This is a genomic window from Pseudescherichia sp. L3, from assembly GCF_024656065.1.
GTDB lineage: Bacteria > Pseudomonadota > Gammaproteobacteria > Enterobacterales > Enterobacteriaceae > Pseudescherichia.
The window spans coordinates 282,341-296,464 of the sequence record NZ_JANKYC010000004.1 but is presented as its reverse complement, the minus strand read 5'-3'; the positions used below and the strand labels follow the sequence as shown (position 1 = coordinate 296,464).

12 protein-coding genes and 1 riboswitch are annotated in these 14,124 nt (G+C 56.1%); of the genes, 7 read left to right on the top strand and 5 right to left on the bottom strand.

Going from position 1 to position 14,124, the window contains the following annotated elements:
• Positions 1-347: 347 nt before the first annotated feature.
• From cra to leuO, 4 genes are all read right to left on the bottom strand, one after another.
• A complete protein-coding gene (gene cra, locus NR795_RS18880) occupies positions 348-1,352 on the bottom strand; it encodes a catabolite repressor/activator (protein ID WP_103820720.1) in 1,005 nt (334 codons plus the stop codon).
• A gap of 180 nt (positions 1,353-1,532) precedes the next feature.
• On the bottom strand, positions 1,533-2,024 hold the full coding sequence (gene ilvN, locus NR795_RS18875) for an acetolactate synthase small subunit (protein ID WP_103820721.1): 492 nt from the start codon (positions 2,022-2,024) through the stop codon (positions 1,533-1,535).
• 2 nt (positions 2,025-2,026) lie between these two features.
• On the bottom strand, positions 2,027-3,751 hold the full coding sequence (ilvI, locus tag NR795_RS18870) for an acetolactate synthase 3 large subunit (RefSeq protein WP_257759035.1): 1,725 nt from the start codon (positions 3,749-3,751) through the stop codon (positions 2,027-2,029).
• Between the two features lie 309 nt (positions 3,752-4,060).
• Complete coding sequence (leuO, locus tag NR795_RS18865; protein ID WP_144817636.1) at positions 4,061-5,026, bottom strand: transcriptional regulator LeuO; 966 nt, start codon at positions 5,024-5,026, stop codon at positions 4,061-4,063.
• Positions 5,027-5,645: 619 nt separating this feature from the next.
• Between leuO and leuL the strand changes: the two genes are divergently transcribed.
• The 6 genes from leuL (at position 5,646) to NR795_RS18840 (ending at position 10,925) form a co-directional block, all read left to right on the top strand.
• The gene (gene leuL, locus NR795_RS20760) at positions 5,646-5,732 is read left to right on the top strand and encodes a leu operon leader peptide (protein ID WP_374544398.1); all 87 of its coding nucleotides are present in this window, start codon (positions 5,646-5,648) and stop codon (positions 5,730-5,732) included.
• A gap of 95 nt (positions 5,733-5,827) precedes the next feature.
• A complete protein-coding gene (leuA, locus tag NR795_RS18860; RefSeq protein WP_257759034.1) occupies positions 5,828-7,399 on the top strand; it encodes a 2-isopropylmalate synthase in 1,572 nt (523 codons plus the stop codon).
• Complete coding sequence (gene leuB, locus NR795_RS18855) at positions 7,399-8,490, top strand: 3-isopropylmalate dehydrogenase (RefSeq protein ID WP_042390427.1); 1,092 nt, start codon at positions 7,399-7,401, stop codon at positions 8,488-8,490. Before leuA ends, leuB begins: the two co-directional genes overlap by 1 nt.
• Before the next feature lie 2 nt (positions 8,491-8,492).
• Positions 8,493-9,893, top strand: a complete 1,401-nt coding sequence (gene leuC / locus NR795_RS18850; RefSeq protein ID WP_257759032.1) for a 3-isopropylmalate dehydratase large subunit — start codon at positions 8,493-8,495, stop codon at positions 9,891-9,893.
• A gap of 10 nt (positions 9,894-9,903) precedes the next feature.
• Positions 9,904-10,509 (top strand): 3-isopropylmalate dehydratase small subunit, encoded by a 606-nt coding sequence (gene leuD, locus NR795_RS18845; protein WP_144817632.1) that lies wholly within the window; start codon positions 9,904-9,906, stop codon positions 10,507-10,509.
• A gap of 203 nt (positions 10,510-10,712) precedes the next feature.
• A complete protein-coding gene (locus NR795_RS18840) occupies positions 10,713-10,925 on the top strand; it encodes a YdgH/BhsA/McbA-like domain containing protein (RefSeq protein WP_103820729.1) in 213 nt (70 codons plus the stop codon).
• 36 nt (positions 10,926-10,961) lie between these two features.
• On the opposite strand, the gene NR795_RS18835 is transcribed toward NR795_RS18840, so the two are convergent.
• Positions 10,962-12,140 (bottom strand): sugar efflux transporter, encoded by a 1,179-nt coding sequence (locus NR795_RS18835; protein WP_257759031.1) that lies wholly within the window; start codon positions 12,138-12,140, stop codon positions 10,962-10,964.
• Between the two features lie 185 nt (positions 12,141-12,325).
• Here NR795_RS18835 and sgrR point away from each other — a divergent pair, with 185 nt between their 5' ends.
• Positions 12,326-13,981 (top strand): HTH-type transcriptional regulator SgrR, encoded by a 1,656-nt coding sequence (gene sgrR, locus NR795_RS18830; RefSeq protein ID WP_257759030.1) that lies wholly within the window; start codon positions 12,326-12,328, stop codon positions 13,979-13,981.
• Positions 13,982-14,017: 36 nt separating this feature from the next.
• Positions 14,018-14,116: riboswitch (TPP riboswitch) on the top strand.
• Positions 14,117-14,124: the final 8 nt, after the last annotated feature.

The following is a 14,124-nucleotide window of genomic DNA, read 5'->3' as shown; positions in this document are numbered from 1 at the left end:
GACGCGGGCGGCATTTTAAGCCATATTGTCAATGGTTAACAGCGACAGTTGCAGGCGGAGCGACGGCAGGTGGATTGGGAGGAGTAGAAGTGAATGGTCATACTAAAGAAAAGGTCATTAATTCAACAACCCTCGGTTAGATGTAACAAAACAATACAAAATTAATGCGCCGTTACCTCTTTCCTCTCTAAAAAAGGGCCTTTTTAAAATAAGGCGGAATTTAAAATATAGCGGCCTACGGATTTTAAGGATTAATCCGAACGTTAATTTACGTTAATACACCAACGGCTGTCATATTAAAAAAGACGCTAACGGAAAAGGGCAGCTTTCGCTGCCCTTAAGCAAGATCAGATGCGGTTTAGCACGCCGCGGCGGTAGAGGTTGCGCCGGATGCGGCTCAGACCAGGCTTCGGCTTACGCGGCTCGTCGAGGCTGGCAAGGACAATCTCCAGCACGCGCTCTGCGACATCGCGATGGCGCTGGGCCACGGCCAGTACCGGGCACTGCAGGAAGTCGAGCAGCTCGTGATCGCCAAAGGTGGCGATAGCCAGATTAGCAGGCAGATGACCATCGCGGCGCAGCGTCACGTCCATCACCCCCTGTAACAGAGCAAAGGAGGTGGTAAACAGCGCCTGCGGCATTGGGTTAGTCTCCAGCCACTTATCGAACAGCTGCGCCGCGGCTTCCCGCTCGTAGCTATTGGCATAGAGAAAGCTGACCTCACGCGGATCGTCTTTCCAGGCGGTACGGAAACCCTGCTCGCGTAAAAAGCTGACCGACAGCTCCGGCAGCGCGCCCAGATAGAGCACGTTTTCTGCGGGGAAGGTACGCAGCTCCGCCGCCAGCATCTCGGCATCGTCCTGATCCGCACCCACCACGCTGGTGAAGTGCTCCCGATCTAAAGCCCGGTCCAGGGCCACGATAGGGAAGGCGTCATTGGCCCAGCGCTGGTAGAAGGGGTGCTCCGGTGGAAGTGACGTCGACACAATAATGGCATCAACCTGGCGCTGCAGGAGATGCTCAATGCAGCGCATCTCGTTATCCGGCTGGTCTTCCGAACAAGCAATCAAGAGCTGGTAACCGCGCTGGCGCGCCTGCCGCTCAAGGTAGTTAGCAATGCGGGTATAGCTGGTGTTTTCCAGATCGGGGATCACCAGCCCAATCGATCGCGTGCGTCCTGCCCGCAGCCCGGCGGCTACCGCATTCGGATGGTAATTATGCTCGCGTACGACGGCCATGACTTTTTCAACGGTTTTATCGCTGACGCGGTACTGCTTCGCTTTGCCGTTAATCACATAGCTTGCTGTGGTACGTGAGACGCCGGCAAGCCGGGCGATTTCATCCAGTTTCACAATTGCCTCTCAAAGAAAAAAGGATACTCCATAACCTTTTTTGGAATATAGGTTTAATCCATCACATCTAAACGCAGAATAGTCACTGCGGCAACCGCTTTCGATCAGCCTTCCGGCTGTTTTCGCAAAAAAAAGCCCGACGGGATCCGCCGGGCTGCTCATTTTGCCGTTGCCTTCAACCTAACGCATGATTTTATCGCCGCGCGACAGACCCACCACGCCGGAGCGGGCAACCTCGACGATTTTCGCCACGTCGCGGATAGAGGCCAGAAACGCATCCAGCTTATCGCTGGTACCGGCAAGCTGGACCGTATAGATCGAGGGGGTGACGTCAATGATCTGGCCGCGGAAGATCTCCGCGTTACGCTTCACCTCTTCCCGGCCATAGCCGCTGGCCTGGATCTTCACCAGCATGATCTCGCGTTCAACGTGTGCGCCCTGCCCCAGCTCGCTGACGCGCAGCACGTCCACCAGCTTATGCAGCTGCTTCTCGATCTGCTCCAGCACTTTGGCATCGCCCACCGTCTGGATGGTCATGCGCGAGAGAGTAGGGTCATCGGTCGGGGCTACGGTCAGGCTCTCGATGTTGTAACCGCGCTGGGAGAAAAGGCCGATCACGCGCGATAGCGCACCTGATTCGTTCTCCAGTAACACAGATAATATCCGGCGCATAATCAGGTTCTCTCCGTTTTGCTTAACCACATCTCATCCATGCCGCCCCCACGGATCTGCATGGGATACACGTGCTCACTGCCGTCGACGGTGACATCGACAAACACCAGCCGGCCATTTTTCACCTGCGCCAGGGCCTCGCTCAGCTTCGCTTCCAGCTCATCGGGGCGGGTAATGCGGATACCCACGTGGCCGTAGGCTTCGGCCAGGCGGGCAAAGTCCGGCAGGGATTGCATATAGGACTGTGAGTGGCGACCGGAGTAGATCATATCCTGCCACTGCTTCACCATCCCGAGATAGCGGTTATTAAGGTTAAGCACCAGCACCGGCAGCTCATATTGCAGCGCCGTGGACAGCTCCTGAATGTTCATCTGGATACTGCCATCGCCGGTTACGCAGACCACCGTCTCCTCCGGCAGGGCCATTTTCACCCCCAACGCGGCGGGCAGGCCAAAGCCCATCGTGCCGAGGCCGCCGGAGTTGATCCAGCGCCGTGGCTTATCGAAAGGATAATAGAGGGCAGCAAACATCTGGTGCTGACCGACGTCAGAGGTGACGTAGGCATCGCCATCGGTCAGGCGCCAGATAGCTTCAATCACCGCCTGCGGCTTGATGCTCTCGCTCTGGGTGTCGTACTTCAGGCACTGACGGGCGCGCCAGCCATCAATCGTCAGCCACCAGTCGCGAATGTCATCGAGGGGCTGCACGCTCTCTTCCTGGGCCAGCAGCTCCAGCATCTGCTCCAGCACCAGCCGGGCATCACCCACGATGGGGACATCCGCCGCTACCGTTTTCGAGATCGAGGTCGGATCGATATCAATGTGCAGCACCGTGGCGTTCGGGCAGTACTTCATCAGATTGTTAGTGGTGCGATCGTCGAAACGCACGCCGACGGCAAAGATCACGTCGGAGTGGTGCATCGTCATGTTGGCTTCATAGGTGCCGTGCATTCCCAGCATCCCGAGCGCCTGACGATGGGTGGCCGGAAATGCGCCTAATCCCATTAATGACGAGACGACCGGCAGGTTCAGCTTCTCGGCCAGCTCGCGCAGCTGTTTGTCACAGGCGGAGTTGATCGCCCCACCCCCAACGTAAACCACCGGTTTTTTCGCCGCGATCAGCGTCTGCAGTGCGCGCTTGATCTGCCCCTTGTGGCCCTGGGTGGTGGGATTGTAGGAGCGCATGCTCACTGACTCCGGCCAGACGTAGGGGAGCTTATTTGCCGGGCTCATAATGTCTTTCGGCAGATCGACCACGACCGGACCAGGACGGCCGGTAGAAGCTAGCCAGAACGCCTTTTTCAGCACGCCGGGGATATCTTCCGCCTGTTTAACCAGGAAGCTGTGTTTTACCACCGGGCGGGAGATCCCCACCATATCGCACTCTTGAAAAGCGTCGTAGCCAATCAGCGAGGTTGCAACCTGTCCGGAGAGCACCACCAATGGAATAGAGTCCATGTAGGCGGTAGCAATGCCGGTGATGGCATTGGTTGCGCCAGGCCCGGAGGTCACCAGCACCACGCCCACTTCGCCCGTAGCGCGTGCTAGCCCATCCGCCATATGAACCGCTGCCTGCTCGTGCCGCACCAGCACATGCTCAATCCCGCCTACCGTATGCAGGGCGTCGTAGATATCAAGGACGGCCCCTCCAGGGTAACCAAAGACCTGCTTTACCCCCTGATCGATGAGCGATCGGACGACCATCTCGGCTCCAGACAACATCTCCATGACTTGCCTCCAGGCATTTGTTCATTGTCAGTTACCTTAACCGTTGATTCCGGGGCAGGCAATTAGCAAACGATTAGCGTCGCGACGGCAAAAAAGAGGAAGCGGGAGGTGAATAAAAAGTTATTGGTGGATTCAACTACGATAGGGAAAGCTGATGATGGTTCATCATTTAAAACGGGCGACGTACAGCGATTCATCCATTTTTCACCTGCTGGCAAAGCGCAGGCAAATAGCAGATTAGTCAAAAATAGCGTAGATGAGGCCATATGCAGCATAAACCGGATAGAAGCTATCCGGTTTTATTAATAGCTATACGCGGCGGCAAACGTCAATGAGTAACTCTTCCATCCACTGATGGCCTTTGTCACGCCCGGCGGCCTCGTGCCATGACAGAAAACAGGTTCGGCTATTACGCTTTAACGGCAGCGGCATAATTTGTAACTCCAGGCTGTCGGCAAATTTTTCGCTTAGCCAGCGCGGGGCAATACAGACCAGATGGGTTTGCGAGACGACATTAAGTACGCTAACCAGCGCCATGCCCTGATAGGCAATACGGCTCTGTTTATCCGGCGTGTCATACCATGGCTGACTAAAAGAGGCATAGCGTTCAAGGGAAACCACCGCATGCTCTTCAATATATATATCAGTCTCTTTTAACGGCAGATGGATCCGCGGATGATTTTTGCTGGCTACCAGCACCATTTCATCATTAAAAAGCGGCAGGCAAGAGAACTCAGGACGCTTAAACTCCTCATAGCCAACAACAAATCCCGTTTCCTGATAGCGCAGCTGATGTTCAATGTTTTTATCGAGCGCCGAGCTAAAAACTAAATGTATATTTGGTGCCTCTTTTTCAATCCGGTTGTAGATCGTTGACGTCAGATAGGTATCCAACGGACTGCAGATACAAATATGGAAAATGCGCTCGCTTTTTAGTGGGTCAAAGCCCGAGCCAGGGAGTTCATTCTGAATAAGCTGCAGCGCCTGGTGAACCGAGCCGAAGAGCTGATAGGCCCGGGCCGTAGGCTTGATGCCGCGGCCATAGCGGGAGAAGAGATCGTCGTTAAACAGCACCTTAAGCCGGGCTACCGCATTACTCACCGCTGGCTGTGACATGCCAAGATTACGCGCGGCGCGGGTGATATTTTGCTCCTGCATCACCGCATCAAAAACGGTTAATAAATTCAGATCGACCTGCCGGAGCTTTGATTTCATATCATAAGGTACCGAGAGATATTCACTGTTGGCTTCTGACATTTTTGACTCCACTGTCATGCTAAACTCCTTTTGCCGGCAAGCGTAGCGCTTGGCTATAAATATGATTTGTTAAACATATAAATAAGCAAAAGCAGTATCGTATAATTTAAGAAAAAATACAGGGCAATTTTGGATACCTTCGCGAGAAAAACGTACGCGATAAAAGCGAAAGTCACGCCGTGCTTTTTTATTGCACAACGCATAACCTTGACGCTATGGGGACAATGTAAACATAAACATCATGAATAACCAAAGCAATATATACTTAAAAGCAAATTCAGATAAACTAAATTCAACTAATTAATTATTGGTAAAATGAATATTAATTGTTCCAGTATTGTGAATAAATATATTAAAAAGAGATTATAAAAACATTTAAACCAGCCAAATCAATCAAATAAACCCGCTTTTATAAATGTGACAATATATATATTTCTGTAAATAAAATATGTCTACTGGAAAACAACCGAGACCGCAGGTAATCAACAAATGTAAATGTTCGCGCAGGCTCTCCTGAATAGCACAATAATCTACTGCACCGATCCCACGCGCAGCGTTTTTTCCGCCTCTGCTGTTGACATCAATGGCCATATCCAGTACCACTTAAAGCATATCGATTTCATCTGGAGCCTGACGCATGATTCGCAACGCTCGTATCGCCGGTCTACTACTACTAAACGCATCCTCATTGCGCGGTGGACTGGTGGGCGACAAACAGAGTTAAGTCAGCTTCCGGTTAAAACAGAGAACCCGCGCCAATGCGCGGGTTTTTTTATGCTCGTAGCACAAGGCGACTTCCGACAGACAAGGACCTAAACCATGAGCCAGCAGCACGTTACCATTTTCGATACCACCTTACGCGACGGTGAACAGGCGTTACAGGCAAGCCTGAGTGTAAAAGAGAAGCTGCAGATTGCACTGGCGCTTGAGCGTATGGGCGTGGACGTGATGGAGGTAGGCTTTCCGGTCTCTTCCCCAGGCGATTTTGAGTCTGTCCAGACCATCGCCCGCCAGGTGAAAAACAGCCGCGTATGCGCCCTGGCGCGCTGCGTCGAGAAAGATATCGACGTGGCGGCAGAGTCGCTGAAGGTCGCCGAGGCCTTCCGCATCCATACCTTTATTGCTACCTCGCCGATGCATATCGCTACCAAGCTGCGCAGCACCCTGGACGAGGTGATCGAGCGCGCTATCTATATGATTAAGCGCGCACGTAACTATACCGACGACGTCGAGTTCTCCTGTGAAGATGCGGGCCGTACCCCGATTGCCGATCTGGCGCGAGTGGTTGAAGCGGCGATTAACGCCGGGGCGAAAACTATCAATATCCCTGATACCGTCGGCTACACCATGCCCTTTGAGTTTGCCAATATCATTACCGGCCTGTATGAGCACGTACCTAACATCGATCAGGCCATTATCTCTGTCCACACCCATGACGATTTAGGCCTCGCAGTCGGCAACGCCATTGCCGCAGTCCATGCCGGTGCGCGCCAGGTTGAGGGTGCGATGAACGGTATCGGCGAACGCGCCGGTAACTGCTCGCTGGAAGAGGTGATCATGGCGATTAAGGTGCGCAAGGACATCATGAACCTGCAAACCCGCATCAATCACCAGGAGATCTGGCGCACCAGCCAGGTGGTTAGCCAGATCTGCAACATGCCGATCCCGGCGAACAAGGCGATTGTCGGCACTGGCGCGTTTGCTCACTCCTCGGGTATTCACCAGGACGGCGTGCTGAAAAATCGCGAAAACTACGAAATCATGACCCCAGAGTCTATCGGCCTGAACCAGGTGCAGCTGAACCTGACCTCCCGCTCCGGCCGCGCGGCAGTGAAACACCGCATGGATGAGATGGGCTATAAAGAGAGCGACTACAGCCTGGATAACCTGTACGACGCCTTCCTGAAGCTGGCGGATAAGAAAGGCCAGGTCTTTGATTACGATCTGGAGGCGCTGGCCTTTATCAACAAGCAGCAGGAGGAGCCAGAGCATTTCCGTCTGGACTACTTCAGCGTGCAGTCCGGCTCCAACGATATCGCCACTGCCTCCGTGAAGCTGGCCTGCGGTGATGACGTGAAAGCCGAAGCGGCTAACGGCAACGGCCCGGTTGACGCGGTCTATCAGGCGATCAACCGCATCACCGACTACAACATCGAGCTGGTGAAATATGGTCTGAGCGCCAAGGGCCACGGTAAAGATGCCCTGGGCCAGGTGGATATCGTCGTCAACTATAACGGCCGCCGTTTCCACGGCATGGGCCTGACCACCGATATCGTGGAGTCCTCTGCCCGCGCCATGGTGCACGTGCTGAATAATATCTGGCGCGCCAATGAAGTCGAAAAAGAGCTGCAGCGCAAAGCGATAAAAGAAAACAACCAGGAAACCGTGTGATGTCTAAAAATTATCATATTGCAGTTTTGCCGGGCGACGGCATTGGCCCGGAAGTGATGGCGCAAGCCTTGAAAGTACTGGAAGCTATTCGGGCGCGTTTCTCCCTGCGCATTACCACCAGCCACTACGACGTAGGCGGTATTGCGATTGACCGCCACGGTAATCCGCTGCCGCAGGCGACCGTGGCTGGCTGCGAGCAGGCCGATGCGATCCTGTTCGGCTCGGTCGGCGGCCCGAAGTGGGAGCACCTGCCCCCGGCCCAGCAGCCAGAGCGCGGCGCGCTGCTGCCGTTGCGTAAGCACTTTAAGCTGTTCAGCAACCTGCGTCCGGCGAAACTGTACCAGGGGCTGGAAGCCTTCTGCCCGCTGCGGGCAGACATTGCCGCCAACGGTTTCGATATTCTCTGCGTGCGCGAGCTGACCGGCGGGATCTACTTTGGCCAGCCAAAGGGCCGTGAAGGCAGCGGCCAGCATGAAAAAGCGTTTGATACCGAGGTCTATCACCGCTTCGAGATCGAGCGCATCGCCCGCATCGCCTTTGAGTCTGCGCGCAAGCGCCGGAATAAAGTGACCTCTATCGATAAGGCCAACGTGCTGCAAACCTCTCTGCTGTGGCGTGAGATCGTAAACGACATTGCAAAAGAGTACCCGGACGTTGAGCTGGCGCATATGTACATCGACAACGCCACCATGCAGCTGATCAAGGATCCGTCCCAGTTCGACGTCCTGCTCTGCTCTAACCTGTTTGGCGACATCCTCTCTGACGAGTGCGCGATGATCACCGGCTCGATGGGGATGCTGCCCTCGGCCAGCCTCAACGAGCAGGGCTTTGGCCTGTATGAGCCCGCAGGCGGCTCGGCGCCGGACATCGCCGGGAAAAACATTGCCAACCCGATTGCCCAGATCCTCTCTCTGGCCCTGCTGCTGCGCTATAGCCTGAACGCCAACGATGCGGCGGATGCCATTGAAGCCGCTATTAATCGCGCGCTGGAAGAGGGTGTGCGTACCGGAGACCTGGCCCGCGGCAGCGCGGCGGTGAGTACTGATGAGATGGGCGACATTATTGCCCGCTACGTAGCGGAAGGGGTGTAATCATGGCTAAGAGTTTGTATGAGAAGTTGTTTGACGCCCACGTGGTCTATGAAGCGCCAAACGAAACCCCGCTGCTCTATATCGACAGGCATCTGGTGCATGAGGTGACCTCTCCGCAGGCGTTTGATGGCCTGCGCGCGCATCATCGCCCGGTGCGCCAGCCGGGTAAAACCTTCGCCACCATGGATCACAATGTCTCTACCCAGACGAAAGATATCAACGCCTCAGGCGAGATGGCGCGCATTCAGATGCAGGAGCTGATCAAGAACTGCAATGAGTTTGGCGTAGAGCTGTACGATCTGAATCACCCCTACCAGGGCATCGTCCACGTGATGGGGCCGGAGCAAGGCATTACCCTGCCGGGGATGACCATCGTCTGCGGCGACTCCCATACCGCCACCCACGGTGCCTTCGGCGCACTGGCCTTCGGGATCGGCACCTCGGAAGTTGAGCACGTATTGGCGACCCAGACCCTGAAGCAGGGCCGCGCCAAAACCATGAAAATTGAAGTTCAGGGCCAGGCCGCACCGGGTATCACAGCAAAAGATATCGTGCTGGCGATCATCGGTAAGACAGGCAGTGCGGGCGGTACCGGCCACGTGGTCGAGTTCTGCGGCGAAGCTATTCAGGCACTGAGCATGGAGGGTCGGATGACCCTGTGCAACATGGCCATCGAGATGGGTGCCAAAGCGGGTATTGTCGCCCCTGACGAGACCACCTTTAACTATGTGCGAGGCCGTCTGCACGCGCCGAAGGGCAACGATTTCGATGAAGCGGTGGCCTACTGGAAGACGCTGAAAACTGACGAAGGCGCAACCTTTGACACCGTGGTCACGTTGCAGGCGGCAGAGATCGCCCCGCAGATCACCTGGGGAACTAACCCAGGTCAGGTTATCGCCGTCGGCGAAAACATTCCCGATCCGGCTTCGTTTGCCGATCCGGTTGAACGTGCCAGCGCGGAGAAGGCGCTGGCCTATATGGGCCTGAAGCCGGGCATTCCGCTGACCGAGGTGAACATCGACAAGGTGTTTATTGGTTCCTGTACCAACTCGCGCATTGAAGACCTGCGCGCGGCGGCAGAGATCGCCAAAGGGCGCAAGGTTGCACCAGGCGTTCAGGCGCTGGTCGTGCCTGGCTCAGGCCCGGTGAAAGCCCAGGCGGAAGCGGAAGGCCTGGACCAGATCTTTATCGAGGCGGGCTTTGAGTGGCGCTTGCCGGGCTGCTCTATGTGCCTGGCGATGAACAACGATCGTCTGAATCCGGGCGAGCGCTGCGCCTCAACCAGCAACCGTAACTTTGAAGGTCGCCAGGGACGTGGAGGACGCACCCACCTGGTCAGCCCGGCCATGGCCGCCGCCGCCGCCGTCACCGGCCACTTCGCCGATATTCGCAGCATCAAATAAGGAGACCACCATGGCAGAGAAATTTATCCAGCATACCGGCCTGGTCGTCCCTTTGGACGCCGCCAACGTTGATACCGATGCGATCATTCCGAAGCAGTTTTTACAGAAGGTGACGCGTACCGGCTTCGGCGCACATCTGTTTAACGACTGGCGTTTCCTCGACGACAAAGGCGAGCAGCCTAACCCGGAGTTCGTGCTGAACTTTCCGCAGTACAGAGGGGCTTCAATCCTGCTGGCGCGGGAGAACTTTGGCTGTGGCTCCTCGCGCGAGCATGCGCCCTGGGCCCTGACCGACTACGGTTTTAAAGTGGTTATTGCGCCGAGCTTCGCCGATATCTTCTACGGCAACAGCTTTAACAACCAGCTGCTGCCGGTCACGCTGAGCGACGACGAGGTAGATGAGCTGTTTAGCCTGGTGCAGAGCAATCCCGGCATCTCCTTCGTCGTAGACCTGGAGGCGCAGAAGGTCGTCGCCGGGGAGAAATCCTACAGCTTCAATATCGACGCATTCCGCCGTCACTGCATGTTAAACGGGCTGGACAGCATTGGCCTGACGCTGCAACACGAAGAGGCTATCTCTGCTTACGAACAGCGGCAGCCCGCCTTTATGAACTAATTTGCTAGCGTTTTGAGACCTTCTAAGCGGCGGGGAGCGATCCCCGCCGCTTTTTTATCTATTGAATTCCTTAGCTTTCCTAAATTAATTAATGCTCGTTATAAAATAGTATTGACGCGGGTTATGGATCGCGCCTATCATTTGTCTATCGATCGTTAATTAATTAACGACCCCAGACAAAACCAAGCTTAAGGAACACCACCATGAAATCGATTAAAACGCTTGTTGCCGCCGTTGCCCTCTCTACCCTCTCATTTGGTGCGTTTGCTCAGAGCGTAACTGCCAGCGGTACCACTATTGATGATGCTGAAGCAAAAATCGCCGCTCAGGCAGAGCAGGCCGGTGCTTCTTCCTATAAAATCACCGAAGCCAACGTCAACAACACCGTGCATATGACGGCTGAGCTGTATAAATAAGTGCTGTATTGCCCGGCGGCATTACGCCTGCCGGGCCTACACATCCTTCACCCGCATTGTCAGCCCCAGCGTCAGCAGTGATATCCCCGCGATAGCCCAGTAAACCACCTCATGGCCATAGCTTTGCGCCAGCGCCCCTTGAATGACCCCTGCTAAAATCACTCCGGTAGAGATACTGTTGGTAAACAGCGTGGTGGCCGATCCTGCCCGTCCCGGCATCAGATCCTGAAACCAGAGCATGCCGATCCCGGCAACTATCCCAATAAACACCGCATTAAAGAGCTGTAAGAGCAGCAGCGCATGTTCACTATGAAAGAAGATCAGCCCGATGTAGAACAGCACTCCCGCCGCTACCGCCAGGGTCATCATCCGCCGCTTGCCGATGCGTTTAACGTAGTAGCCGGCCAGGATCATCGCCGGGATCTCCAGCCCGGCGGCGGTGCCCATCAGGATCCCCGCCAGCCGATCGGGCAGGCCGAGATCCCCGCTGATCCACAGCGGCATATCGATGATGTACATGGTATTGCAGGTCCACATCAGCGTGGAGGCGACAAACAGCTTGCGCACGTTGCCGTCGCGCCAGCCGCTTATCTGCGTGACCGCCACATCCGCTGGCTGCTCCACCCGTGCCACCGACGGCAGGATCAGCGCTATCAGCGCCAGGCTGATGATAAAGATCCCGGCGGCGATAGAGAACATGGCGGTAAAGCCGTAGTTCAGCGCCAGCATAAAGGCCAGCGGCGGACCGATCACCCATGCCAGCGAGAGCTGGGCGCGCATCACGGAGCTGAACATCACCACCTCACGGGCGGAGCTGTCGGCATACTCGCGGGCAAGGGCAAAGAGCTGCGGCATGGCGGTATTAGCCAGCGAAGCCAGCAGCACGCCGCAGGTGATAAGCGTTAAGTAGTGGCGGTTAAAGGCAAACAGCAGCGCGTTGCCCACCGCCATCACACAGCAAAACATGATCAGCTTGCGGCGATCGCCCTGGCTGTCGGATCGTTTCGCCAGCCACAGGCTGACGAGGATCCCGGCGATGGCGTTGACGGTGTAGAACAGCCCTACCCAGAACGGCTCGGCCCCCACCTCGCGGCTGAGAAAGAGGCTGAGCGTCGGTGCCTGTAACGCCCCGGCAATGCCCATCATAAATGCGACGATCATAAACGCGGCATAGACCCCGTTTAGCCGCCTTCCCATTGTCATCAGCCAGAGCATAAGCATCCTTTTAGCGTGTGAGAAAAGAAAAAAGCCAGCAGGATCATAGCTGCTGGCGTGGCGATAAGCACCAATACTCAGTCACACAGGATGAAAGCAGTTGGGCACCGCTTTCATCTGCAAGGATTATTGGCTTAATATAGGGAAAAATAAATTGCTGACTTTTTGCCGGGAGTTCCCCTTTTATGTCCTCTGGTCGTCTGCAACAACAGTTTATCCGCCTCTGGCAGTGCTGCAACGGTGCCTCTCAGGAGACGACGCTGAACGAGCTGGCGGAGCAGCTAAGCTGTTCCCGCCGCCATATGCGTACCCTGCTTAACGCCATGCAGCAACGCGGCTGGCTGACATGGGAGGCGGAGGCCGGTCGCGGCAAACGCTCGCGCCTCTCCTTTCTCTATACTGGCCTCGCGCTCCAGCAGCAGCGGGCAGAGGATCTGCTGGATCAGGATCGCATCGATCAGCTGGTACAGCTGGTGGGCGATAAAAGCGCCGTACGACAAATGCTGGTTTCGCACCTTGGCAGAAGCTTTCGTCAGGGACGGCATATTCTGCGCGTGCTCTACTACCGGCCATTACGCAACCTGCTGCCCGGCACGGCCCTGCGCCGCTCGGAAACCCACATTGCCCGCCAGATCTTCAGCGCGCTCACGCGGATAAATGAGGAAAACGGGGAACTGGAGCCGGATATCGCCCACCACTGGAAATGTCTCTCCCCGCTGCACTGGCGTTTTTATCTGCGTCCCGGCATTCACTTTCACCACGGCCGCGAGCTGGAGATGAGCGACGTCATCACCTCCCTGCAACGGGTTAATGCCCTGCCGCTCTACTCGCATATCACCGGGATCGTCTCACCTACCTCCTGGACGCTGGATATTCATCTCTCCCAGCCCGACAGCTGGCTACCGTGGCTGCTGGGTCATGTACAGTCGATGATCCTCCCCAAGGAGTGGCCGACCATGGAGAACTTTGCCAGCCTGCCGGTGGGCACCGGACCGTACGCGGTCACGCTTAATAACAGCAACCAGCTGAAAATCCACGCTTTTGATGACTACTTTGGCTTTCGAGCGCTGATTGATGAGGTGAATGTCTGGGTGCTGCCCGACGTCAACGACGATTTAAGCGCGGGCCTGACGCTGGAGGGGCCCGGTGGCGAGGAGAAAGCCGTTGAGAGCCGCCTTGAAGAGGGGTGCTACTACCTGCTGTTTGATGCCCGCACTGGTCGCGGGGCCAGCCAGCAGGTGCGAGAGTGGGTGAGCCAGATCCTCTCTCCAGCAAGCCTGCTGTTTCACGCCGAGGAGCATCACCAGCGCTACTGGTTCCCGGCCTACGGCCTGCTGCCGCGCTGGCATCATACCCGGCCGGGCGGCAGCGAGAAGCCTGCCGGACTGGAGTCGCTGACTCTGACCTACTACCGGGAACACATCGAACACCGGGTGCTGGCCCAGACCATGAGCGCCCTGCTGGCGGCGCATCAGGTGACGCTGCACATTCAGGAGGTGGACTACGAGGAGTGGCACAGCGGCGACGCGGTGAGCGATATCTGGCTCAACAGCGCTAACTTTACCCTGCCGCTGGATTTCTCACTCTTTACCCACCTCTATGAGGTGCCGCTGCTGCAGAAGTGTATTCCGCGCGACTGGCAGGCAGATGCCACGCAGTGGCGAGCGGGCGAGATGAACTTAGCCGCCTGGTGCCAGCAGTTGCTGGCGGGCAAGGCGATTGTGCCGCTGATCCATCACTGGCTGATGATCCAGGGGCAGCGCAGCATGCGCGGCCTGCGGATGAACACCCTCGGCTGGTTTGATTTTAAATCGGCATGGTTTGCGCCCCCAGATCCTTAGCGCTTTCAGAATGCTGACATAATCACTACAATGAGGCCGTGCTCAACGGGGTGCTGCGCGATGCGTGTGCTGAGAAAATACCCGTCGAACCTGATCCGGATAACGCCGGCGAAGGGATTTGAGGCTGCTACTCAAAATCCTTT

Bases quoted from the DNA above. Each gene is read 5' to 3' on its own strand.
- ilvN (WP_103820721.1), bottom strand. From the start codon at position 2,024: ATGCGCCGGATATTATCTGTGTTACTGGAGAACGAATCAGGTGCGCTA.
- leuC (WP_257759032.1), top strand. From the start codon at position 8,493: ATGGCTAAGAGTTTGTATGAGAAGTTGTTTGACGCCCACGTGGTCTAT.
- leuB (WP_042390427.1), top strand. From the start codon at position 7,399: ATGTCTAAAAATTATCATATTGCAGTTTTGCCGGGCGACGGCATTGGC.
- leuL (WP_374544398.1), top strand. From the start codon at position 5,646: ATGATTCGCAACGCTCGTATCGCCGGTCTACTACTACTAAACGCATCC.
- ilvI (WP_257759035.1), bottom strand. From the start codon at position 3,751: ATGGAGATGTTGTCTGGAGCCGAGATGGTCGTCCGATCGCTCATCGAT.
- NR795_RS18835 (WP_257759031.1), bottom strand. From the start codon at position 12,140: ATGCTCTGGCTGATGACAATGGGAAGGCGGCTAAACGGGGTCTATGCC.
- leuD (WP_144817632.1), top strand. From the start codon at position 9,904: ATGGCAGAGAAATTTATCCAGCATACCGGCCTGGTCGTCCCTTTGGAC.
- sgrR (WP_257759030.1), top strand. From the start codon at position 12,326: ATGTCCTCTGGTCGTCTGCAACAACAGTTTATCCGCCTCTGGCAGTGC.
- leuO (WP_144817636.1), bottom strand. From the start codon at position 5,026: ATGACAGTGGAGTCAAAAATGTCAGAAGCCAACAGTGAATATCTCTCG.
- leuA (WP_257759034.1), top strand. From the start codon at position 5,828: ATGAGCCAGCAGCACGTTACCATTTTCGATACCACCTTACGCGACGGT.
- NR795_RS18840 (WP_103820729.1), top strand. From the start codon at position 10,713: ATGAAATCGATTAAAACGCTTGTTGCCGCCGTTGCCCTCTCTACCCTC.